The organism is Thermodesulfovibrio sp. (genome assembly GCF_049969575.1).
Lineage (GTDB): Bacteria > Nitrospirota > Thermodesulfovibrionia > Thermodesulfovibrionales > Thermodesulfovibrionaceae > Thermodesulfovibrio > Thermodesulfovibrio obliviosus.
Window position 1 is genome coordinate 1 of the sequence record NZ_JBMFOO010000013.1, and the last position, 21,459, is coordinate 21,459.

Sequence of the window (21,459 nt, forward strand, 5' to 3'; positions counted from 1 at the left end):
AAATGAGCTCAGTTACAGACCATATAACACAGGACATTGGAAGCATTGCAGAGGGAATAAAAGAGATTGCCACTTCAGTGGAACAGACTTCTCAAACAGCATCTGACATCAGAAAACTTGGTAAAGATTTAAATATTGCAATAGGAATTCATAAAGCTATAAAGGAGGAATAGAATGCTCAAAAAATTCAGTGTAAAAAGGGTGTTACAGGGCAGGCTTTTTAAAGGAGAGGAAATTGTATCAGGAATTACAAAATTTTTAAAAGAAAATTCAATTACCTCTGGGCTTATAAGTGGAATAGGAGCTGTTAAAAAAGCCAGAGTAGGGTATTATGACCAGAGTGAAAAGGAATATGTCTCTCATGAATTTAACGAGCCGATGGAAATACTCTCATTAAAAGGTAATATCTCAATAAAAGATGGTGAGCCTTTTGCACACATTCACATTGTTCTTTCAAAAAAGGATTTTTCATGTATTGGTGGACATCTTTATGAAGCTGAGGTTTTTGCTTTTGAATTTGAAATCCTGGAATTGGAGGGGAATTCTTTCATCAGGGGTTTTGATGAGGAAACTGGGCTATTCTTATGGAAAAATTAACTCAACATCTCTTCAAGAGTTACCTTAACACACTCTGAAAGAGCTTGAAGATTATAACCACCTTCAAGCACAAATATCTTAGGAACATGAGAAGCCCTAAGAATGCTTTTTACAATACTTCTTACTCCTTCTGTTGAGACATTTATATGGCTCATGGGATCATCTTTATGCATATCATAACCTGCTGAGACAAGGATAAGTTCAGGTTTTGCTTCTCTTATTTTCTGAGGCATTATATCTTGAAAAACTGTCAAATACTCTTTCGTGCCTGAGCCAGATCTCAATGGTACATTATAAGTGCATCCTTCTCCAGCACCTCTTCCTATTTCAAGCTCTCTACCTGTTCCAGGATAAAAAGGAAATTGATGGGAACTAAAATAAAAAACAGAACAGTCATCTTCAAATATATGCTGGGTTCCATTTCCGTGATGAACATCAATATCAACTATAAAAATTTTTTTAACTCCCTTTGTCTTTGCATAGGCTGCACCAACTGCTACATTATTAAATATACAAAATCCCATTGCAGCATCAATTTCAGCATGATGCCCCGGAGGTCTTACCGCACAAAAGGCACTATCAAAATCTTTATTTAACACACCATCCACAGCACTCAGCACAGCACCCACTGCATAGCATGCCACCTCAAAAGAATTTTCGCTGAGATAAGTATCTGGATCTATGTATCCTGGTGGAGAATTTTTAATTTTTTCTATATAGTGGAGTTCATGAACCAGAGAAAGTTCCTCTTCAGTTGCTTTTCTTGGTTTAATGTGAAATAATCTATTCCATATTCCTTCTTTTTTAAGATGATTAACAATTGCAATGAGTCTATCCTTTGATTCAGGATGATTTGAAGGCGTCTCATGTTTTAAGAAAATGTCGTCATAAATAAATGCAATTTTTTTATCCATAGAAAATGATATCCATTTATTTTATTGTTTTATCTCATCAAAATTCAAAATATCCATGTATTCCCATTCTCTCCATGCCATCACATATATTTTATTTTTACTGGCATGTTTTATAACCTGTTCAGGAGAAGTGATACTACCAAATATTATTATCAATTTTTTACCCTTGAATTCAGGGAAAAACTCAAAAAATCTCTTTGCTTTTTTCTTTATATCATCAACATCTTTAACATATGGCGTTGATTTAACTTCTATCATAAAAACCATATCATCACAAGTTGCCACTGCATCTACCTCATAATCCTCACCTTTTATTCTCTTAAGTATTCTTTGCCCAAGCATCTGAATGTCGCAATTAAAATACTTACTTAACACTGGGCGCAGGGCAGGTGCAATCAGGTCTTCCACTATCGTACCCATTTTCTTTGCAAGATTACTCCATTCTTTGTTTTTTCTCTTGTTTTCTTCCTGTTGCTCTCTCTTAAATTTAAGCATTTCATTTTTGAAGTCTCTCATTTCATTTTTGAAGTCTCTCATTTCATTTTTGAACTCTCTCATTTCATTTTTGAACTCTCTCATTTCCAGAGATAGTTTTTTATTTTCTTCTGCAAGTCTCTCAATTGCCATTTCAGTTTTCCGAGCCTGATAAATAAGCTCCATTAAAGCCTGTTCAAGTTGATCAACTCTTTTTTCTAATAAAGTCTCCTGCATATTTAATCTCCATCATTTTTTATTTTTATAATATTATGAAATCGATTGTATTTGCAAATCAAATTTATTATCATGAAATTGTTGTCAGTTTTCTTTATTAGCATTTTCAGGTTTCAGGGCAGAATTCTCAAACTTTACAAAGATGAAAGGATACTGTAAGGCTTGGAAAACTTCTATTTGATTTTGACTCAGAGCAAATGCATGCAAGATACAAAGCTATTGATGTTATAATGCTAAATTATGGTTAATGTCAAGATGACAATTCAGTATGATGGCAGTAATTATTCTGGCTGGCAGAGGCAGAAAAAGGAGCTGTCTATTCAGGCAGTGATTGAAGGAGCTCTTTCAAAGATATTTCAAACAGAAATAAAAATTCGCGGAGCCGGAAGAACTGATGCAGGAGTTCATGCCATTGAACAGGTTGCAACCTTTAAAGCCAATGTTAAAATGCCTTTAAGTAGCCTTAAAAAAGCTCTAAATTCTTTGCTGCCTCCTGATATAAGAGTAATTGAAGTTGAAGAAGTTGTTGCTGAGTTCCATCCTCAGTACTCAGTAAAAAGAAAATCTTATGTTTACTACTTGTGTATTGATGAACAGTGTTGTTGTTTTATTCAAAGATATGTATGGCACTATCCAAGAAAGCTCAATTTATCTTTAATGGAAGAATCCCTATCTTTGTTTAAAGGAACCAGAGATTTCACAGCTTTTTCTGGCAGTACTGAGGTAAAGAATAAAGTAAGAACTGTTTATGATTTTACCATGCAGAGGCTTGACAATTTCTGTTTCATGGACATGAACATGAGTGGTAATTTTATCAAATTCAGGATAGAAGCTGATGGATTTTTAAGATTCATGGTAAGAAATATAGTTGGATGCATTGTAGAAGTAGGCAGAGAGAAACTCAGTATTGAGTCAATTAATGAGGCTTTCATCACAGGGAAGAGGCCTTCCAGAATGCAGACAGCCCCTTCCCGTGGACTTTTTTTAGAAAAAATATATTACTGACCTTCCTCACCTTCAAATTTCTCTATCATCTCTATTTTTTCCTGACAGTCTCTGCAGTATATGGCAAATGGAAGGATTTTGAGCCTTTCCTCAGGAATTTCATCACCGCACATTTCACATATTCCATAGGTGCCTTCCTCAAGTTTTCTTAGGGCTTCTTCAATTTTCTTTAAGATGTCTCTATGTGTGCTTAACTGTTTCAGGCTTATGTCTTCTGAAAGATCAATAACACTCAAATCAGCATCATCCATACCTGCTTCAACAATCTGTCGCTTTTCTACGGTTTGAAACTTTTTCATCTCTTCGCGAGCTTCCCTTAGAATCTGCTCTTTCATTTGATTGAGCATTTTTTTTAATCTATCTTTTCTTTCCTGATCTATTTTCATTTAAACCTCCATTATTTCTTTCTCTTTTTGCTCAAGAGCATGGTCAACTTTTTCAATAAAGGAGTTTGTTATTTTTTGTATTTCTTCCTGAAGTCTGCGAGATTCGTCCTCACTCAATTTCTTTTCTTTTTCAGCTTTTTTAATTTCTTCAATAATATCTCTGCGGATGTTTCTTATTGCTACTCTTGCTTCTTCAGCTCTTTTACGGACTACTTTCACAAGTTGCTTTCTTCTTTCTTCTGTTAAAGGTGGAATAACTATTTTAATAATTTTTCCATCGTTAATTGGTGTAAGTCCCAAATCTGACTTCATTATGGCTTTTTCTATGTCTGCAAGCATCCTCTGTTCCCACGGCTGAATTGTAATCATTCTTGGCTCAGGAATCCCGAGTGTGGCAACCTGATTAAGAGGAACCATGCTTCCATAGTAATCCACTCTAATGTTATCAAGAATTCCAAGAGAGGCTCTACCTGTTCTAAATGTAGAAAGATCTTTTTTAAAGACTTCCAATGCTTGATTCATTTTTTCATTAGCTTTCTTCTTGAATTCCTGCATCATTTTTCACCTCTTTTAAAACAATGCTTCCTATTTTTTCTCCTAAGACTATCTTTTTTAAATTATCTGGTTTTTTGATATTGAATACCACAATAGGGAGATTGTTATCCATGCAAAGTGTAATAGCAGTTGAATCCATCACTTTAAGAGAATTTCTTATTACATCCATATAGGTAAGTGTATCAAATTTTTTCGCCTTTGAATCTTTAACCGGATCTGATGAATAAATTCCATCCACCTTTGTTCCCTTAAGGATAACATTAGCACCGATTTCAATTGCTCTGAGAGCTGCTGCTGTGTCAGTGGTAAAATAGGGATTCCCCGTGCCAGCAGCAAATATCACTACACGACCTTTTTCAAGATGTCTTATTGCTTTTCTTCTTATGTAGGGCTCAGCAAGCTCTCGCATCTCAATTGCTGATTGAACACGGGTATCAACTTCTTGTTTTTCAAGAGCATTTTGAAGTGCCAGTGCATTAATTACTGTTGCAAGCATTCCCATATAGTCTGCTGTTGCTCTTTCAATCCCCTGTGCCTCAGCTTCACTACCACGCCATATATTACCTCCACCAATAACAATAGCAATTTCAACTCCTAATTGATAGGCTTTTTTTATTTCCTCTGCCATGTATTTTACAGTAAAAGGATCAATACCATAGCCCTGCTCCCCCATAAGGGCTTCACCACTAAGCTTCAGAAGAATTCTTTTATAAACAGGTTTATTCACATTGACCTACCTGAAATCTAACAAACCTTCGGACTACAATATTTTCACCGAATTTTGCAATTGTTTCATTAATGAGGTCTTTTATTTTTTTCTCAGGCTCTTTAATAAAAGGCTGTTCAAGAAGGCACATCTCTTCAAAGAACTTTTCAAGCTTTCCTTCAATAATTTTTTCAACAACCTGAGGTGGTTTATTCCCCTTTATTTGAGCCTTGTAAATCTCTTTTTCTTTATTTATAACCTCTTCTGGCACATCCTCTCTTTTTATATATTGAGGATTTGATGCTGCAATGTGCATTGCAATGTCTTTACCGAGCTGACGAAACTCTTCATTTCTTGCAACAAAATCTGTTTCGCAATTAAGCTCAAGCATTACTCCGATTTTGTCCATATGAATGTAGGATGTTATAATTCCTTCTCTGGCATCTCTTGTTGCTTTTTTTTGAGCAGTGGCAAGTCCTTTTTGCCTTAAATATTCAATTGCTTTATCAAAATCTCCTCCTGATGCTTCAAGTGCTTTTTTACATTCCATCATTCCAGCACCTGTTTTTTCTCTGAGTTCTTTTACCATTTGAGCAGTTATTGCCATCTGTGTCCTCCTTTATGGTTCAATGTATTCTGTCATTGATTTCTCATACTCCTCTTCCTGGAGTATTTTTTCTTTTATTGCAGCCTTTTCAGCTTCTTCTTCAAGACGTTTTGTGAAAACTTCCTTGCCTTCAAGCACAGCATCAGCCATCTTTGATGTAATAAGTTTAATTGCTCTAATTGCATCATCATTTCCTGGTATAACATAATCAACAAGGTCAGGATCACAATTTGTATCAACAATTGCAACGATTGGAATTCCAAGCTTTATTGCCTCTTCAACAGCTATTTTTTCTTTTTTTATGTCTACGATATATATTGCTTTTGGAAGTTCCATCATATCTTTAATTCCAATTAGATTTAACTCAAGCTTTTGTCTTTCCTTTTCTAATTTTGCAATCTCTTTTTTCGTGTGTAAATAAAGAGTGCCATCTTCTTTCATCTGTTCAATTCTTTGCCACTTTTCAACACTTTTTCGGACTGTGGAAAAATTGGTAAGCATTCCTCCAAGCCAGCGATGATTTATATAAAAAACTCCTGCTCTTTTTGCCTCTTCCTGGATTGCCTCCTGAGCCTGCTTTTTTGTACCAACAAAAAGAATGCTTCCTCCTTCTGCTGAAACTGTTTTTAAAAATTCATAAGCCTCCTCAATTCCTTTAACTGTTTTCTGAAGATCAATAATATGAATGCCGTTTCTTTCTGCAAAGATATACTTTTTCATTTTTGGATTCCATCGTTTGACCTGATGGCCAAAATGAGCACCTGCTTCAAGAAGCTCTTTCATTGTAACTACTGACATAAAAAACCTCCTTAAATGGTTTTAACCTCCGCCCTTTCTCCTTAACCTTTAAGGACCATCGGAGAAATTTCAGGGCGTGTGTTTTTAAAAGAGTCAAAGACTCTTTAACATTAAATTTAAAATTTATCATATTTTTTCAATTTCTTTCAATTACCTCCATTTTATCCTTTATTTTTTTGGCTTTAAAAAGGACTTTATCAACTTCTTTAAAAAATTCTTTATAGCCTTTATAAAACTTGAAGCTTTCACATTTACCGATGCAGCCTATCGCACCAGAGGCACTGACAGAAGTTTTTTTATATCGAGCTTTAAACTCCTCCTTTACTCTTTCAGCAAATTTTATCGCTCCTTCTTGAGATGATCCAATAAGAATGCATCCAAATTCGTCTCCTCCTATTCTTGCAACAACATCTTCCTTTCTTTTGAAATTTTTTAAAACTTTTGCAAAAAGCTTTATAAGTCTGTCTCCTTCAGGATGTCCAAACATATCATTGACTTTTTTTAGACTGTCAAGGTCAAAAAGAATGAGACAGAAACCGTTTCCATATCTTAAACTCCTTGAATATTCTTCTTCAAGCCTCTGAAAAAAGAATCTCCTGTTATATATTCCTGTGAGAGAATCGGTTATTGAAGCTTTATAAAGTTTTTTATTTATTTTTTGTAATTCTGATGTTTTTCTATCTACTTCCTTTTGCAACTGTTCGTTAAATTTTAAATTTTCATGGTAAAGTTTAAAAAGTGTTAATACTGCAGAGAAAAGCTTAACCATTGAAACAAAAAAGAAAATATAGTCTTCATCAAAGGCATTAACCTCAGGATGTGAAAAGTTGATTACTCCGACTATTTTATTCTCAACTTTTACAGCAACAGATAAAACCGAACCTATTGGAAGGCTGGAAAGCTTTTTGTCAAATCTCTCATCTTTTGTTACATCAGGCACATAAATAAAATTTCCTTTTTTAAAAGCCGCACCTGCCAGGCTACTGTCAATATTAAATATTTTTTTCTTGAAATCTTTAAATTTAATTTTCCCTGTAGCAACCTTTAGAACAAGCCAGTTCAATTCAGGATGTTTCTCCATAAATGATATATTTTCAACAGGAAGTAGTTTTATAAATTCATCAAAACAGTAGGAGATAAACTTGTAAATATCCTTTTCAGCATAAATCCTGTCAAGAATTTTATTAATAGAAGAAATGACTCTTATGGATAGCTCAGCACTACATGCAAAATCTTCGGTCAGTTCAAGAAGAGATTTTTCTATAAAGGAGTGTTTTTTAATGTGTTCTAAAATAATTTGTTTTAATTCTTCATCGCTTAGTTTATCCAGATTTTCGACTTTAAAAATTTTTCCAATATCTAATAAAAATTCTCTCATAAGTTTTCCACCTCTTTGAGAATCTCTTTTAATTCATTAACTAATTCTTCTGGTTCAGGAACATCTAAGAGTTTATAAACTTTTTCTCTATAAAATTCACTCTCTATTTTAACTTCAAAAGGATGGTAACCAAGCTTTTCAGCAATAGAATTTGAGAGTTGAACAAGAGCAACATTTTTTGCATATTTCACAGATTTTTGAGGAGGCTCGTGATGATAAAGAATTACATCGCAGAATATCTCCGGCAGTCCCCAAATCTCAGCAAGCCATTTTCCTATTTCTGAATGAGTTGTGCCGAGAATTTTTTTCTCTGCCTGAGTTAAAGAGTTTTCCCTTGACAGAGCTTGCTCTATTTTTTGAAACTGCTCATAAAAAGCATAATTAAGAGCAAAAAGTCCAATATCATGAAGAACACCGGTTGCGAAATTATCTTCTGAAGGCTCATTCAGAAATTTTTCTGAAATAATCTGACATACTGTGCCTGTAGCAATAGAATGTTTAAAAAGCCTCATATAACTTTTTTCTTTTTCTTGTGAGGATTTAAAAAGGCTGAATATTGATATACTTAAAGCAATGTTTTTTAATGCTTTAAATCCTATTTTAAGAAGAGCATCTTTCACTGTTGTAATTGGTTTATAAATGCCGAAATAAACTATATTGGCAACACCAAGAACCTTTGACATAATTGGCGGGTCTCTTTCAATAATATCTACAAGTTCATCAAAATGTGTGAGCTCTTTTGATGTTAAATTAAGTATTCTTTCAGCAGTCCATGAAAGCGTAGGAAGTTTTTTAAGTTTTTGAATGTCTATTCTTATGTCAGTTTTGGAGTTCATAAAAATCCTTCTTGCTTAAAATTATTTTAAATAATACAATATAAATTATGGAGTTTTCAATAAATTTTAATAACATTATTGGAATTGTAGCAGGAATAATAACAACAAGTGCTCTTGTTCCGCAGGCATTAAAAATCTACAGAACAAAATCTGCCAGAGATGTTTCACTGACAATGTTTATTTTTATGGCAGTAGGAATAACGCTATGGTTTGTCTACGGAGTTTTAATCAAAGAAATTCCAGTTATCTTAGCAAATTCTGTCTCATTGATTTTAATTTTTTCAATTATTTTTATGAAAATTCGTTATGGTTAAAGTCTTTTTGCTACCAAGGCAAACTGCCTGAGCTTTTCAACCATTTTATCGGGGTGAGAGGATTTGAACCTCCGACACCACGGTCCCGAACCGTGCGCGCTGCCAGACTGCGCTACACCCCGTTTTTTTATATTAACACTTTTCTGTCACTCTGAGCATCCTCATTCTTTTTTGTCATTCCAAGCACCTCGATAGTGTAAGGAATCTCTGACTACCTTCAATATCAATAAAAAAGCACTGGATTGAACTCGGTCTCATAAATCCTGTTCAATCTGAAGTCTTTTTCAATATCCAATCCTCTATTGGCTGATATAAGAAGGAGAGATTCCTCGGGGCATCGAACCCTTCGGAATGACAAATAAATTATAACATTCTTATTATTCCGCATTGTCTTGTAGATTGTCTGCCATGAAATCTATAAGAAGCATATTCATTGCTTTTGCAGTATGTGCAGTCATCTGAAATCCATATATTTTGTCTTTTAACTCCTAAGGAAATCGCCTGAAGAAGATTTGCAACTCCTATATCAATGTAGTTTTTGCCATTTACTCTAAAAATATAATCCTCTCCAGGATTTTCCTTCTTCATTGCATCAACCACTTCCTCACCAACTTCGTAACAGCATCCTTTAATGTATGGACCAAAGGCAATTAGCAAGTTTTCTGGCTTACATCCATAAACTTCATTCATTTTTATAATTGTCTTTTTTAAAATTCCTTTAGCTGTTCCACGCCATCCAGCATGAACTGCGGCAATTACTTTTTTTTCTGAATCAAATATCAGCGCTGGCAGACAATCTGCTGTTTTTATCCCTATAAAAAGATTTTTTTGATCTGTAATCACTGCGTCTGCTATGGATGGCTCAGCGTAAGAATTCAAAATTGCTATAAAATCTGTATGTCTTTGAACAGGAATGTAAAGCTTAAATGGAAGCGAATTTTTAAAATCTTCAAATTTCTCTATCTTTTTTGTAAAAAATGCTTCAATCTGTAGTCCATTAAATATTTCTGGATAAATGACCATTATTTTATTATACATCTCGAAAAAAAGCATGTTCCATTTTTTAAGAATTTTTTGTGATAATTAATTGATGGGCTATGCAACAAAAATAAAAAAGATCAATGAAAAAGAGCTAATTAAAATCCCTCTTGAAGAATTAAAAATCAAAAAAACTTTACCCTTTGATGTCTACATTCGTGATTCAGGAATAGATAAAAAAATTTTCAATAAAGGAACGATACTTTCAAATAGTTTTATTGAAGTATTGAAGGAAAAAGGAATAAGTCATGTTTATGTTGAAAAATCTGATCTGGATACTTATAAATCAAGAGCATTGCCCGAATCAGTTTTAGACTCTCCAGTAGCTTTTAAAAATTATTCTTTTTGGAAAGAAAAATTCTATCAGATTGACAGAAATCTTTTAATCCCCGGTATTGAAGTTGATTTTCCTATTTATCACTTAAAGGATTTTAACTTCAAAAAAATTGTTGAAGCATCATCGGAAAAACCATCAATGATTTATGGAGATACTATCCCTGAGGAAGGGGATATTTTAATTGAAAAGAAGGATTTGCCTTTATTTAGAGAGTACATTGAATTTCTGAGTAAAAGAGTTGAAGAAAAAGAGCTGATAATAAAAGAATCTGCAAAAGTTTTAATAGCTGAAGTTTTAAATGAACCAAGAAGTGGAGAAAAAATAAAAAAAGTGGGCAAAGTTGTCAATAATATCATAGAAACAATACTTGATAAGCCTGACTCAATTTATGAACTTTTACATTTAAAAGGTTATGATTACTATACTTACACTCACTCTGTTAATGTGGGAGTTTTGTCTGTAGGATTGGGAATACAGATAGGACTTGACAGAGATACTATATATAAACTTGGAATTGGTGCAATTTTGCATGATTTAGGAAAAAGTCAGATTCCCAATGAAATACTCAATAAACAGGGAAGGCTCAATGAGACAGAATACAATATCATAAAACAGCATGTTTTATTTGGATATGAAATCCTTAAAGAAAAAAAAGAAGTTCCTAAAGAATCTCTTTTAGCAGTACTTCAACATCATGAAAAACTCTCAGGAAGGGGATATCCATATGGCTTGAAGGGAGAAGAAATAAAGCTTTTTGGAAGAATTACAGCAATTGCAGACTGTTATGATGCTTTAACAACCAGAAGACCGTATAAGCCTCCACTCACTCCATATTTTGCACTTTCCATAATTGTAAAAGAAAAAGGAGATCATGACACGGAGCTTTTAAAGGCTTTCATAAAAATGCTTGGTAAAATAAAATGAGCAGTTTATTTGATAAACCCTTAGAAAGCATAAAAAAACAACCTCTTGCTTATAGAATGACTCCAAGAAATCTTGATGAATATATTGGTCAACATCATATTCTTTCAGAGGGAAAGCTTCTTCGCAGAGCAATTGATTCAGACAGAATTGCTTCACTTATTTTATATGGACCTCCAGGCACCGGTAAAACAGCTCTTGCAAGAATAATTGCAAACAAAACAAAGGCTCATTTTCAATGGCTTAATGCAACAACTTTAAACATCGAAGAAATAAGAAAGCAGATTTTTGCAGCAAAGCAAAGACTGAGTAAAGGTGAAAAAACAATTCTTTTTATTGATGAAATTCACAGGCTTAGCAGGATTTCTCAGGATGCCTTGCTTCCTGATATTGAAGAGGGAAACATAATTCTTATTGGAGCAACCACTGAAAATCCCTTTTTTTATCTTAATTCTGCTCTTGTTTCCAGAAGTCATGTCTTTGAATTAAAACCTTTGACTGAACAAGAGATTATAACAATTCTTAAAAGAGCACTGTCTGATAAAGAACGTGGCTTTGGAGAGTTAAAAATTGAAATTACACCTGAAGCACTCCTTCATCTTGCAAAATCTTCTGAGGGTGATGCAAGAAAAGCTCTTTCAGCTCTTGAAATTGCTGTTTTAACTACACAACCTGACAGTGCTGGAATTATAAGAATTGATACAAAAATCGCTGAAGAAAGCATTCAGAAAAAACACATTGTCTATGATAAAGCAGGAGATGAACATTATGATACAGCCTCAGCTTTTATTAAAAGCATGCGTGGAAGTGATCCTGATGCAGCAGTTTACTGGCTTGCAAAGATGATTTATGCTGGTGAAGACCCTCGTTTCATTGCCCGTAGAATAGTAATTGCAGCAAGTGAGGATGTTGGACTGGCTGATCCAATGGCTTTGGTTGTTGCAACCTCAGCAGCACAGGCAGTTGAATTTGTAGGGATGCCAGAGGCAAGAATAATTCTTGCTCAGGCAGCTATTTATGTTGCACTTGCACCGAAGAGCAATGCCTGTTACAGAGCAATTGAAGAAGCATTAAATGATATTGAGGCAGACCGTAGTTTTCAAGTTCCAGAGCATCTGAAAGACTCTCACTACAAAGGAGCTAAAAGACTTGGGCATGGAAAAGGTTATAAGTATCCTCATGATTATGGTGGATATGTTGAACAGGATTATCTTCCCGAGAAGAAGAAGTATTATAAGCCTTAAACTCCTCTTAAGTTTCCAAAAATATACTTGTGAATCTGAAGATTTAGCCTTACTGAAAGACCATCACTAATTATCCATTTAGCAAGCTCTGCTGGATTAAGAATTCCATAGGCAGGAGAAAAGAGGATTTCTTTAACTTTTATTTCATGATTTTTTAAAAAATCTTTTGCCCACTCATAGTCAGCCCTGTCAGTTAAAACGAATTTAAGTTCATCAATTTTTTTAAGAAATTTAAGATTTTCAATATAGTTTCTTTCACTCATTCCACTTCCCGGAGTTTTTATATCCATAATTATTTTCACCTGAGGATTTACTCTTTCAATAGAAATTGAACCATTTGTTTCAAGAAGGACTGTATGAGTTTGGACAAGCTGATTCATAATTTCATAAACTTCCTCCTCGAGGAGAGGTTCACCACCTGTTATCTCAACATATTTAAATGGAAATGAATGAATTTTTTTTAAAACTTTATCAATTGAAAGCTCTTCACCTTCATAATAAGCATACTTTGTATCACAGTAGGAGCATCTGAGATTACATCCTGTAAGTCTCAGAAAAATCATAGGAATACCTGCAAGAGAGCTTTCTCCTTGAATGCTTGCAAAGATTTCACAGACTTTCATATTTTTAGATTTGCATTTATTATTTTATAGCCCTGTGGAGTCTCCTTTAGCCAGACCTTTGCAGTAAATCTATCATTCGGTAAAAATCCATAGGAAAGCTCTTTCCAAACCACTACTGTGACATCACCTTCATGTTTAATCTCAGCCACAGGATGTTTTGCAAAGGAAAGCAATGCTCGGACAGCTTCAGCTTCTTTTGATTTTATAATGGCAGGGTCATTTTTGATTTTGTATTTTTCATCACCATATACACGCTTTGTAAAAAGGTCAACAAATCCAGTTATGTATTCATCTGAATGCCTTGCCACAAACCACCATCTTAGAAAATCATTGGGAAGGGGATAAACTCTGTATTGATGGGCTTCAATTTTCTGTTTAAGAAAATCTATTGCCTCTGCTTTAAGGTAAGCCTTTGTTGCAATGTATAAGGCAATGAAAGCCAGTGAAAAAATATATAAAAATTTTGCCTGCTTTTTAAATTTTATTGAAAGAAAAACTGCCAATAAAAGAGGGATTAAAACATAGGGATCAATTATGAAAGTTAAAGAGAGGTTATAAGAATTCCAGTCAAAGGGAGAAAAAATTTTTGTTCCATATTGATTTGTGAGATCAAGAAAAAGATGAAGGGCATAGGCTATGAATGAACAGCAGTATGCTTTCAAAAAGCCTAATTTTTTGCGAAAAATTATCCCTGGTAAAAGAGGGAACAAAAACAATGCTCCAATTCCATGAGTGATTCCTCTGTGATACATAAGAAAAAGCTCTTTGCTGTAAAGCCTCGTGAGAATATCAATATCAGGCATCAGGGAACTAACAAGAATAATAGCAAGAATTAATCTATTTTTACTGAGCGTTTTTCCCAATACAAATCCAGACAGAGTATGGGTAACAGGATCCATAAAAAAATTGTAACAAAAATTAAATAAATAAAAGAAGTTTTGTTTTGTGCTTGACATTTGAAGAAAATTTATGTATTATAACTTAATCAAAAATTAGGAAAGGAGGCATAAAGTGGAAGCACCAACCTTTTTGGGAATGTTGTTACCTTCAATTCCGCCGTATGTTAGTTATTCTTGGTTAGCAATTATATTTCTTATTATTGTTTCTTTAATCGTTAGAGGAAAGTTATCTTTAATTCCATCGGGAATTCAGAATGTTATGGAAGTTATTCTGGAATTTTTATCAAGTCAGGCACGAGATGCAGTTGGGAGTAAGTATGCGAAAACTTTTATTCCCCTTCTTGGAACTTTATTTCTTTACATTCTTACCTGTAACTTATTTGGACTTATTCCAGGTTTTGAATCTCCAACAGGAAACCTAAATACAAATGCAGCAATGGCTGTTCCAGTATTTTTTATTTATCAATTTTATGGTTTTAAGGTTCACGGAATAAAATATCTTGAACATTTTTTAGGTCCTATTAGAAGCATTTATGCAATTCCTTTCATGGCTTTTATGTTTATTGTAGAATGGATCAGCCATCTTGCAAGACCTGTTACACTTTCTGTCCGACTTTTCGGTAATATGATGAGTAAACATCTCCTATTAATGGTTCTTGGAGTTTTAACGCCTTTGCTTGTTCCTACTCTTGTTTTAATTTTAGGAACTGCAGTTAGCTTTATTCAAGCATATATTTTTATGATTCTTACAGCAGCTTATATTGGTGGTGCAGTAGAAGAGTCTCATTAAAAAATAAACAAAGAAAGGAGGTGTAAGGTAATGAAAAAGGTTTTAACAGCAATTGTTTTATTAACTCTTCTTCTTTCTGCTGGAATAGCCTTTGCTGCAGAAGCTACCCCTGATGCTGCAAAGTTGAATTACTATGGTTTTGCAAGCCTTGGCGCCTTGGTAGGAATTGGTCTTGCAGCAGCTGGTGGAGGAATTGGAATGGGTCATGGATTGAGAGGAATAATGGAAGGCTCTGCGAGAAATCCTGGAGTGGCAGGTAAACTTCTTACCACTTTCATCATTGGATTGGCATTGATTGAAACTCTTGTTATTTACACACTTGTAATAGTTCTTATAACTTACTATGCAAATCCTTTTGTAAAGTAATTTTTCCTTCATTTTTTCAAAGAAGGAGGAGCATTTGCTTCTCCTTCTTTATTTTTTTTAAGCTTAATGATGAACAGAAAAAATTTATTAAAAAATGTGGTTATTCTTTCAATTGTTTCTTTCCTCTTTTCCTCCTTGATTTTTCTTTCAGAAATTTTGAAACCCTTTGAATTTAAAGTTTATGATGCATTTTCAAAGTATTTAAATCCTCCAAAAAAAACTGACAGTATTTGCCTTATCTATGTGGATCAATTAAGCATTGATGAACTAAGCAAACAAAAAATAACTTGGCCCTGGCCAAGACAGATTTATGCTCCTGTTATTGAGTATCTTTCAGAGGCTGATGCTGTTTTCATTGATATACTCTTTACTGAGAACTCTTCTTATGGTGTTGAAGATGACAAAATTCTTGCACAGGCAGTTGAGAAAGCAGGTAATGTTTATCTGCCCATTGTTTTATCAAAAGAAAAAAGAAATTTTGATGAAAAATATGCGAAAAAAATAGCCTATCAAGATCTGATACCAGTAAAATATGAATACAATTCTGTAATCTTTCCGATAGAGGAGTTCAAAAAATTTGCTAAAGGTCTTGGAAATGTAAGCATTCTTCCTGATGAAGACGGAATTTACAGGCAGATGCCTCTATTTTTTAAGGTTAAAGATTATGTAATTCCCAGTTTTGTTATGAGTTACTTTATTCAAAAAAATAGCATTTCTGTTAAAAATAAAGAGATCTCAATAGACAACATGGTTATTCCTCTGAATGATGGAAATTTACTCTTAAAATATTCAAGCGATAAAAATCCATTTCATGTTTTTTCATTTGTAGAGCTTCTTAATGCATCAACATCAGAAAATCAAAACTCAAACATCAAAAAGGATTTTTTTAAAGGAAAGACCGTTTTTATAGGACTTACAGCCGCAGGGCTTTTTGATCTTAAGCCTACACCTCTGTCTTCAAAAACACCTGGTGTATTTATTCATGCCACTGCCTTTGAAAATCTGGTTAATAAGGATTTTATTAAAATTGTTCCCAGATTTCTTATTTTTGTCCTGATTTTTTTTATCTCTGTCATAATTACTTACGCTTTTCTGAAACAGCATTCTATGAAAATAAATCTTGTCGTTTTTTTATGTGTGGCAGCATTTTTATTTTCGCTTAGCTTAATTTTATTCAGATTTTCTTTATATCTACAGCTTTTACCATCCTTTGTATGTCTCTTATGTAGCTCCATAATGACACTTCTTTATAGCTATGCCACGGAGGGAAGAGAAAAAAGCTTTATAAAAAGAACTTTCACTCAATATATGGATAAAAAAATTGTTAATTATCTGCTTGAACATCCTGAAACCATAATACCAGGAGGAAATAAAAAAACTGTTACTGTATTTTTTGCAGATATAGCAGGCTTTACTTCTATATCAGAAAGACTGTCACCAGAAGATACAGCAATGATGCTTCATAAAGTGCTTAATTCATTAACCTTGGTAGTTATTAAAAATGGAGGAGTTGTAGACAAATATATTGGTGATTGTATTATGGCTTTCTGGGGTGCACCTTTGAAAACAGATTTAGATGAGATTAATGCCTGCAGAGCTGCTTTAGAATGTATTGAATCTCTTCGTGAGTTAAATAAAGAGTTTTCAGAAAAAGGATTCCCATCAATCAACATTAGAATAGGAATCCATACAGGAGATGCGATTGTAGGGAATATAGGTAGTGATAGACTTTTTAACTATACTGTAATTGGAGACACAGTAAATATAGCATCAAGACTTGAAGGAGTAAACAAGTTTTTTAAAACAAATATTGTAATCAGCGAGGAAACATATTTAAAAACATCGGATAATTTTCTTGTAAGGCAACTCGGAGTAATAACAGTTAAAGGAAGGGCTAAACCAATAAACATATTTGAGATTTTAGGCGAAAAAACAAAGTCAGACTCTGAAAAAATATTATTTGTTGAAAAATATAATGCTGGATATTTACTTTTCACTCAACAGAGATGGGCTGAAGCAAAAGAAATTTTTCTTTCTCTTGTAAAAGACTTTCCTGAAGATTTTCCATCAAGGTTTTATTTAAAAAAAATAGAAGAAGTTGTCGATTCTCAGCAGTTGACAAAAGATTGGTTTATTATTAAAATTGAAGAAAAATGAAGTCAAGAATAATATTCAATGTGGCTGTTTTATTCTTTCTATTTACTACCCTGTTATGGGCTGATACAATTACTGTTGTAACAAAGGAAAATGCAATAAGGGAGGCTCCAAGATTTTTTGCACCTGTAAAAGCCTATGTAAAATATGGAGATATACTCAATGTAATCGGAAAAGAAAGGGACTGGTACAGGGTTAAGTTTAAAAATCTATCAGGATACATACATAAAACCGCGGTTGAAAAAAGAAGTGTTACAAGTTATGGAAATTATACTAATTCCACAGCTCCTTCAGAGGGCGAGATAACTCTTGCTGGAAAAGGCTTTAATCCACAGGTTGAAAGGCAATACAGAAGTAATCATCCGCAGATGCCCTATAATCTTGTTGAAAGAATTGAAAAATATAGCATTCCTGAAAAGGAAATAATATCTTTCATAAAAAACGGAGGACTCTCAGAACCACAATGAAGAAGTTTATCGTTGTATCAGTTTTACTGCTTTTTCTGTGTTCATGTCAGAATGTTGATATAAATAAAGCTTTAGATATAACATTTACCACCATTCAGGTAACTGAAAAAGCAGCAAGACCCATATCTGATGAAGAAGAATACTATGTGGGAAGAGCTGTTGCAGCAAGACTTTTACAGTCCTATCCTCTTTATGAAGATCCAGAACTAACGAGATATATAAATTTAATTGGCGAAACAATTGCTTTGCATTCTGAAAAACCATTTACATATGGAGGTTATCACTTTGCAGTATTAAACAGTAATGAAATAAATGCTTTTGCCTGTCCAGGAGGCATAATATTGATTACAAAAGGAATTATTAAGCTTGCACAGAATGAGGATGAGATTGCTGCAATACTTGCACATGAAATTGCCCATATAAATCATCGTGATGGAATAAACTCAATTAAACAGGCAAGATGGACAGAGGCACTCACAATTATTGGCACAAAAGCAGCAAGACAGTTTGGCTCTGAAGAACTGGTAAGGCTTGTAAATATCTTTGAAGGCTCAGTGGACGATGTAGTTAAAACCCTTGTGGTAAATGGTTATAGCAGAACACAGGAGTATTCAGCAGATGAATCTGCTTTGTTATATCTTGCAAAAGCAGGATACGATCCTCGTGCATTAATTAATGTTCTTGAGAGATTGAAAAAATCCACTACTGCTTATGGCACAGGGATTTTCAAAACACATCCACAACCTGATGATAGAATAAATAATCTCAAAGATAAACTCCCTTCAGTAAGTGTAGATTTAAATCTCTTTAAGAAAAGAGTACAGAGATTCAGATTTTTTGTAAAAAACTAATTATAAGGTGGAAGGCTTATTATTTTTGAATTTTCTCCATGATTGAGGATGTCTACCATAGCAGTTAAAGACTTTAAATGAAAAATATTAAATACTTCCGGATTTCTTAACTCGCCTGTATTGAACGCTGACAGAAAAATCAATGATTTGTATATTTTTTTTGAGGTTTTGATGGCAACAGAGTTTAACAGGGTTTGTTCAAAAAATTTTTCACTTATTTTTTTAACTTTTTTGTTAATGCTCATTATTTGAAGCCAGTAAAATCTGTCAACTATTCTGTCTGCTTTTATTTCAAAAATAATATGCTGAAAGGAATTAAATTCTCTGATCTCATCGTGAAGCACCGCATCTGCTGCTAAGTGAGTTAAAAATCCGTAGGCAAAAGATTTTTCTTCAGGTGTCTTTGCCATATTTAAAAGCATAAAACCTGTTTTCCATGAATGAGGATTTTTTTCTTGGGGGAGATATTTTTTGCCAATTACTGTGTCAGGAATAATGTTGCCATAAATAAAGTAATCTTTATAAAGTTTTATCATTGTTAAAACCTCTGTAGTTACCAATCCCGAAAGAGAAAGTATCTGCCATGAAAGATAAGTATGAGTAAGCGGTCCCCATGCATAGGAAGGTTCAGGTAAAAAGATAAAAACAATGATGAAAAAAAGCCAGCTCATCTTTCAGCCTGATGGTAAATATTCATTGCTTTATTAACACCTTCAGTAATTATAGCAATAATTGAGTCTGCTGCTAAAGCAACTTTCTCCTTTACTGTTTCCTTTTCTTCTTTTTTAAAAGGACTCAGAACATAATCCGATGTATCCTGATCAGGGTCTTTACTGATTCCCAGTTTTACTCTGATAAAATCTTTCGTTCCAATGTTTTCAATAATTGATTGCACCCCTCTATGTCCTCCTGAGGAACCATTCCTTTTTATTTTTATTTTGCCTAAGGGTAAATCAACATCATCATGGGCAACAATCAGGGAAGAAGGAAGAGACTGTAAAACTTTTTCATTTACCAGCTTTTTTACAGCTCTTCCACTTAAGTTCATGTAAGTTAGAGGTTTTACAATTGCTATATCTTTATCCTGAATCTTTGCCTCAGCTATTAAATAATCATCTTTTTCTTTAAACTTTACATTAAGCTTTCTGGCAAGTTCATCAACTATCATAAAACCCACATTATGTCGCGTATTTGCATATTTTCTTCCAGGATTTCCCAGCCCAACAATTATAATCATTCAATTTATTTTTCTTCCTCTTCTTCAGCTTTCTTGCCCTTCTTTATAACTTCAGGTTCAGGTGTTTCTTCTACAGGCGCAGCTGCTTCTACTTCTTCCTCTTCTAATGTAATTGTAGCAATAACTTCATCTGGATCTGAAATAACTTTTATTCCCTCTTCAAATTTGATATCTCTCACATGTATTGCATCCCAGACTTTTAAGTTAGAGACATCAACTTCAATATGACCTGGTATCTTTTCAGGAATTGCTTCAATTTCAATTTCTGAAATTCCGTGCTGTAGCACACCTTTGTCTTGTTTAACTCCTATTGGTTCACCAACAAGAACAACAGGAACAGTAACCCTGATTTTTTCAGTGGCACTTACCTCCATAAAATCAACATGTAAAAGTTTTCCGCTAACTGGATCAACCTGATAGTCCTGAAGTATTGCCTGTTTTTCTTCTCCATTCAGTTTAAGAGTAACGAATAATTTTTCTCTTGTAGCAATGTTCATAAATGGAAGAAGTTCTTTTGCCCTTATCTGGACAGGAACAGAATACCCTCCTTTATAAACAATACAGGGAATTATACCTTTATTCCTTAACTGCCTTGCTACTGCCTTTCCTGTCCTTTCTCTTTTTTCTGCATTTAAAACAAATCTTTCCATAACTATTCCTCCTTACACAAATAATGAACTTATAGAAGTTTCTTCATGTATTCTTTTTATCGCTTCACCTAAAAGATGAGCAACAGTGAGAACTTTTATTTTTGGACACTTATCTTGTTTGTCATGAACCGGAATAGTGTCTGTAACTATAATCTCTTCAAGCACTGAATTATTAAGTCTGTCTATTGCAGGACCTGAAAGCACTGCATGAGTGCATGCAGCAAAAACTCTTTTTGCACCTTTTTCTTTTAATGCTTCCGCAGCCTGAACCAGTGTTCCACCTGTATCAATCATATCATCAATTATTAAGGCATCTTTATCTTTTACTTCTCCTATTACATGCATTACCTTTGAAATATTTGGAGCATCACGCCTTTTGTCTATTATTGCCAGAGGTGCGTTAATTTTTTTAGCAAAGGCTCTTGCTCTTTCTGTTCCACCTGCATCAGGTGAGACAACAATGATATTGTTTAAAAGGTTGTTCTTTTTTAAATAATCAAGGATTACAGGCGCAGCTAAGAGATGATCAACAGGAATATCAAAAAATCCCTGAATCTGACCAGCATGTAAATCAATGGATAAAACTCTGCTTGCTCCAGCAACTGCAATAAGGTTTGCAACAAGTTTTGCTGATATGGGAACTCTTGGCTGAGCTTTTCTGTCCTGTCTTGCGTAGCCATAATAGGGAATAACTGCTGTAATTCTCCCAGCAGAAGCTCTTTTTAATGCATCAATCATTAAAAGTAGCTCCATGATGTTGTGATTTACAGGTGTGCAGGTAGGCTGAATAACAAAGGCATCAGAACCTCTCACATTTTCCTTGATTTGAACCATTATTTCACCATCACTGAAAGTGCTAACAATGGTTTCAGTTAAAGGAATTTGCAAATAATCACTAACCTTTTTAGCAAGTTCAGGATTTGCATTTCCAGTTATTAACTTGATACCATCAGGCATTCCCATCTCCTTAAAATAAAATTACCCTCTTTCTGAGGGTTTTTTACTGGGGAGGCAGGATTCGAACCTGCGAATGGCGGATCCAAAATCCGCTGCCTTGCCGCTTGGCGACTCCCCA

The 21,459-nt window shown here is 34.0% G+C and carries 26 protein-coding genes and 2 tRNA genes; 10 read left to right on the forward strand and 18 right to left on the reverse strand.

Annotation, left to right across the window (positions count from 1 at the left end):
- Positions 1-174: 174 nt before the first annotated feature.
- A complete protein-coding gene (locus ACP5O9_RS04290) occupies positions 175-597 on the forward strand; it encodes a PPC domain-containing DNA-binding protein (protein ID WP_353685760.1) in 423 nt (140 codons plus the stop codon).
- On the opposite strand, the gene ACP5O9_RS04295 is transcribed toward ACP5O9_RS04290, so the two are convergent.
- Together ACP5O9_RS04295 and ACP5O9_RS04300 are read right to left on the reverse strand one after the other, a co-directional pair.
- Positions 594-1,511, reverse strand: a complete 918-nt coding sequence (locus tag ACP5O9_RS04295; RefSeq protein ID WP_353685759.1) for a histone deacetylase family protein — start codon at positions 1,509-1,511, stop codon at positions 594-596. The genes ACP5O9_RS04290 and ACP5O9_RS04295 overlap by 4 nt on opposite strands.
- A 21-nt stretch (positions 1,512-1,532) precedes the next feature.
- Positions 1,533-2,222 carry a hypothetical protein gene (locus ACP5O9_RS04300; RefSeq protein ID WP_428723497.1) on the reverse strand — a complete coding sequence of 230 codons (690 nt, stop codon included), beginning with the start codon at positions 2,220-2,222 and terminating at the stop codon, positions 1,533-1,535.
- A gap of 240 nt (positions 2,223-2,462) precedes the next feature.
- On the opposite strand from ACP5O9_RS04300, the gene truA reads away from it, so the two are divergent.
- On the forward strand, positions 2,463-3,227 hold the full coding sequence (truA, locus tag ACP5O9_RS04305; RefSeq protein ID WP_353685757.1) for a tRNA pseudouridine(38-40) synthase TruA: 765 nt from the start codon (positions 2,463-2,465) through the stop codon (positions 3,225-3,227).
- Here the strand turns inward: truA and ACP5O9_RS04310 are convergent.
- The 7 genes from ACP5O9_RS04310 to ACP5O9_RS04340 form a co-directional block, all read right to left on the reverse strand.
- Entirely contained in the window at positions 3,221-3,613 is a 393-nt protein-coding gene (locus ACP5O9_RS04310; protein ID WP_353685756.1) for a TraR/DksA family transcriptional regulator, read from the reverse strand. The genes truA and ACP5O9_RS04310 overlap by 7 nt on opposite strands.
- Positions 3,614-4,171 (reverse strand): ribosome recycling factor, encoded by a 558-nt coding sequence (gene frr, locus ACP5O9_RS04315; protein ID WP_353685755.1) that lies wholly within the window; start codon positions 4,169-4,171, stop codon positions 3,614-3,616.
- A complete protein-coding gene (gene pyrH, locus ACP5O9_RS04320; RefSeq protein ID WP_353685754.1) occupies positions 4,143-4,895 on the reverse strand; it encodes a UMP kinase in 753 nt (250 codons plus the stop codon). The genes frr and pyrH overlap by 29 nt, the downstream gene beginning before the upstream one ends.
- On the reverse strand, positions 4,888-5,481 hold the full coding sequence (gene tsf, locus ACP5O9_RS04325) for a translation elongation factor Ts (RefSeq protein WP_428723498.1): 594 nt from the start codon (positions 5,479-5,481) through the stop codon (positions 4,888-4,890). Before tsf ends, pyrH begins: the two co-directional genes overlap by 8 nt.
- Positions 5,482-5,493: 12 nt before the next feature.
- On the reverse strand, positions 5,494-6,279 hold the full coding sequence (gene rpsB / locus ACP5O9_RS04330; protein WP_428723499.1) for a 30S ribosomal protein S2: 786 nt from the start codon (positions 6,277-6,279) through the stop codon (positions 5,494-5,496).
- A gap of 136 nt (positions 6,280-6,415) precedes the next feature.
- A complete protein-coding gene (locus ACP5O9_RS04335; RefSeq protein ID WP_428723500.1) occupies positions 6,416-7,657 on the reverse strand; it encodes a sensor domain-containing diguanylate cyclase in 1,242 nt (413 codons plus the stop codon).
- Positions 7,654-8,493 carry an HDOD domain-containing protein gene (locus ACP5O9_RS04340; protein ID WP_428723501.1) on the reverse strand — a complete coding sequence of 280 codons (840 nt, stop codon included), beginning with the start codon at positions 8,491-8,493 and terminating at the stop codon, positions 7,654-7,656. Before ACP5O9_RS04340 ends, ACP5O9_RS04335 begins: the two co-directional genes overlap by 4 nt.
- A gap of 47 nt (positions 8,494-8,540) precedes the next feature.
- Between ACP5O9_RS04340 and ACP5O9_RS04345 the strand changes: the two genes are divergently transcribed.
- On the forward strand, positions 8,541-8,807 hold the full coding sequence (locus tag ACP5O9_RS04345; RefSeq protein WP_353685749.1) for a SemiSWEET transporter: 267 nt from the start codon (positions 8,541-8,543) through the stop codon (positions 8,805-8,807).
- A 48-nt stretch (positions 8,808-8,855) separates the two neighbouring features.
- Here the strand turns inward: ACP5O9_RS04345 and ACP5O9_RS04350 are convergent.
- Positions 8,856-8,929: transfer RNA gene (locus ACP5O9_RS04350), tRNA-Pro, on the reverse strand.
- Positions 8,930-9,170: 241 nt separating this feature from the next.
- Positions 9,171-9,830, reverse strand: a complete 660-nt coding sequence (gene pgeF, locus ACP5O9_RS04355) for a polyphenol oxidase family protein (RefSeq protein WP_428723502.1) — start codon at positions 9,828-9,830, stop codon at positions 9,171-9,173.
- Between the two features lie 67 nt (positions 9,831-9,897).
- On the opposite strand from pgeF, the gene ACP5O9_RS04360 reads away from it, so the two are divergent.
- Both ACP5O9_RS04360 and ACP5O9_RS04365 read left to right on the forward strand, forming a co-directional pair.
- Positions 9,898-11,106: an HD-GYP domain-containing protein gene (locus tag ACP5O9_RS04360; RefSeq protein WP_428723503.1), complete on the forward strand. Its 1,209-nt coding sequence runs from the start codon at positions 9,898-9,900 to the stop codon at positions 11,104-11,106.
- Positions 11,103-12,347 carry a replication-associated recombination protein A gene (locus ACP5O9_RS04365; protein WP_353685747.1) on the forward strand — a complete coding sequence of 415 codons (1,245 nt, stop codon included), beginning with the start codon at positions 11,103-11,105 and terminating at the stop codon, positions 12,345-12,347. The genes ACP5O9_RS04360 and ACP5O9_RS04365 overlap by 4 nt, the downstream gene beginning before the upstream one ends.
- On the opposite strand, the gene ACP5O9_RS04370 is transcribed toward ACP5O9_RS04365, so the two are convergent.
- Both ACP5O9_RS04370 and ACP5O9_RS04375 read right to left on the reverse strand, forming a co-directional pair.
- Positions 12,344-12,970, reverse strand: a complete 627-nt coding sequence (locus tag ACP5O9_RS04370; RefSeq protein ID WP_353685746.1) for a radical SAM protein — start codon at positions 12,968-12,970, stop codon at positions 12,344-12,346. The two genes, ACP5O9_RS04365 and ACP5O9_RS04370, sit on opposite strands and share 4 nt — an antisense overlap.
- A complete protein-coding gene (locus ACP5O9_RS04375; RefSeq protein ID WP_353685745.1) occupies positions 12,967-13,869 on the reverse strand; it encodes a metal-dependent hydrolase in 903 nt (300 codons plus the stop codon). Before ACP5O9_RS04375 ends, ACP5O9_RS04370 begins: the two co-directional genes overlap by 4 nt.
- A 112-nt stretch (positions 13,870-13,981) precedes the next feature.
- On the opposite strand from ACP5O9_RS04375, the gene atpB reads away from it, so the two are divergent.
- The 5 genes from atpB (at position 13,982) to ACP5O9_RS04400 (ending at position 18,497) form a co-directional block, all read left to right on the forward strand.
- Positions 13,982-14,659, forward strand: coding sequence for a F0F1 ATP synthase subunit A (atpB, locus tag ACP5O9_RS04380; RefSeq protein WP_428723504.1), 678 nt, complete (start codon positions 13,982-13,984; stop codon positions 14,657-14,659).
- A gap of 30 nt (positions 14,660-14,689) precedes the next feature.
- The gene (locus ACP5O9_RS04385) at positions 14,690-15,025 is read left to right on the forward strand and encodes a F0F1 ATP synthase subunit C (protein ID WP_353685743.1); all 336 of its coding nucleotides are present in this window, start codon (positions 14,690-14,692) and stop codon (positions 15,023-15,025) included.
- Between the two features lie 66 nt (positions 15,026-15,091).
- Positions 15,092-17,182, forward strand: coding sequence for a CHASE2 domain-containing protein (locus tag ACP5O9_RS04390; RefSeq protein ID WP_428723505.1), 2,091 nt, complete (start codon positions 15,092-15,094; stop codon positions 17,180-17,182).
- The gene (locus ACP5O9_RS04395; RefSeq protein ID WP_428723506.1) at positions 17,179-17,646 is read left to right on the forward strand and encodes an SH3 domain-containing protein; all 468 of its coding nucleotides are present in this window, start codon (positions 17,179-17,181) and stop codon (positions 17,644-17,646) included. The genes ACP5O9_RS04390 and ACP5O9_RS04395 overlap by 4 nt, the downstream gene beginning before the upstream one ends.
- The gene (locus tag ACP5O9_RS04400; RefSeq protein ID WP_428723507.1) at positions 17,643-18,497 is read left to right on the forward strand and encodes a M48 family metalloprotease; all 855 of its coding nucleotides are present in this window, start codon (positions 17,643-17,645) and stop codon (positions 18,495-18,497) included. The genes ACP5O9_RS04395 and ACP5O9_RS04400 overlap by 4 nt, the downstream gene beginning before the upstream one ends.
- On the opposite strand, the gene ACP5O9_RS04405 is transcribed toward ACP5O9_RS04400, so the two are convergent.
- From ACP5O9_RS04405 to ACP5O9_RS04425, 5 genes are all read right to left on the reverse strand, one after another.
- Positions 18,494-19,168, reverse strand: a complete 675-nt coding sequence (locus ACP5O9_RS04405; RefSeq protein WP_428723508.1) for a zinc dependent phospholipase C family protein — start codon at positions 19,166-19,168, stop codon at positions 18,494-18,496. The genes ACP5O9_RS04400 and ACP5O9_RS04405 overlap by 4 nt on opposite strands.
- Positions 19,165-19,734: an aminoacyl-tRNA hydrolase gene (pth, locus tag ACP5O9_RS04410; protein ID WP_353685738.1), complete on the reverse strand. Its 570-nt coding sequence runs from the start codon at positions 19,732-19,734 to the stop codon at positions 19,165-19,167. Before pth ends, ACP5O9_RS04405 begins: the two co-directional genes overlap by 4 nt.
- Before the next feature lie 5 nt (positions 19,735-19,739).
- Positions 19,740-20,384, reverse strand: coding sequence for a 50S ribosomal protein L25 (locus tag ACP5O9_RS04415; protein WP_424904412.1), 645 nt, complete (start codon positions 20,382-20,384; stop codon positions 19,740-19,742).
- A 12-nt stretch (positions 20,385-20,396) separates the two neighbouring features.
- On the reverse strand, positions 20,397-21,341 hold the full coding sequence (locus ACP5O9_RS04420; RefSeq protein ID WP_353685736.1) for a ribose-phosphate pyrophosphokinase: 945 nt from the start codon (positions 21,339-21,341) through the stop codon (positions 20,397-20,399).
- A gap of 46 nt (positions 21,342-21,387) precedes the next feature.
- Positions 21,388-21,459 (reverse strand) — tRNA-Gln (locus ACP5O9_RS04425).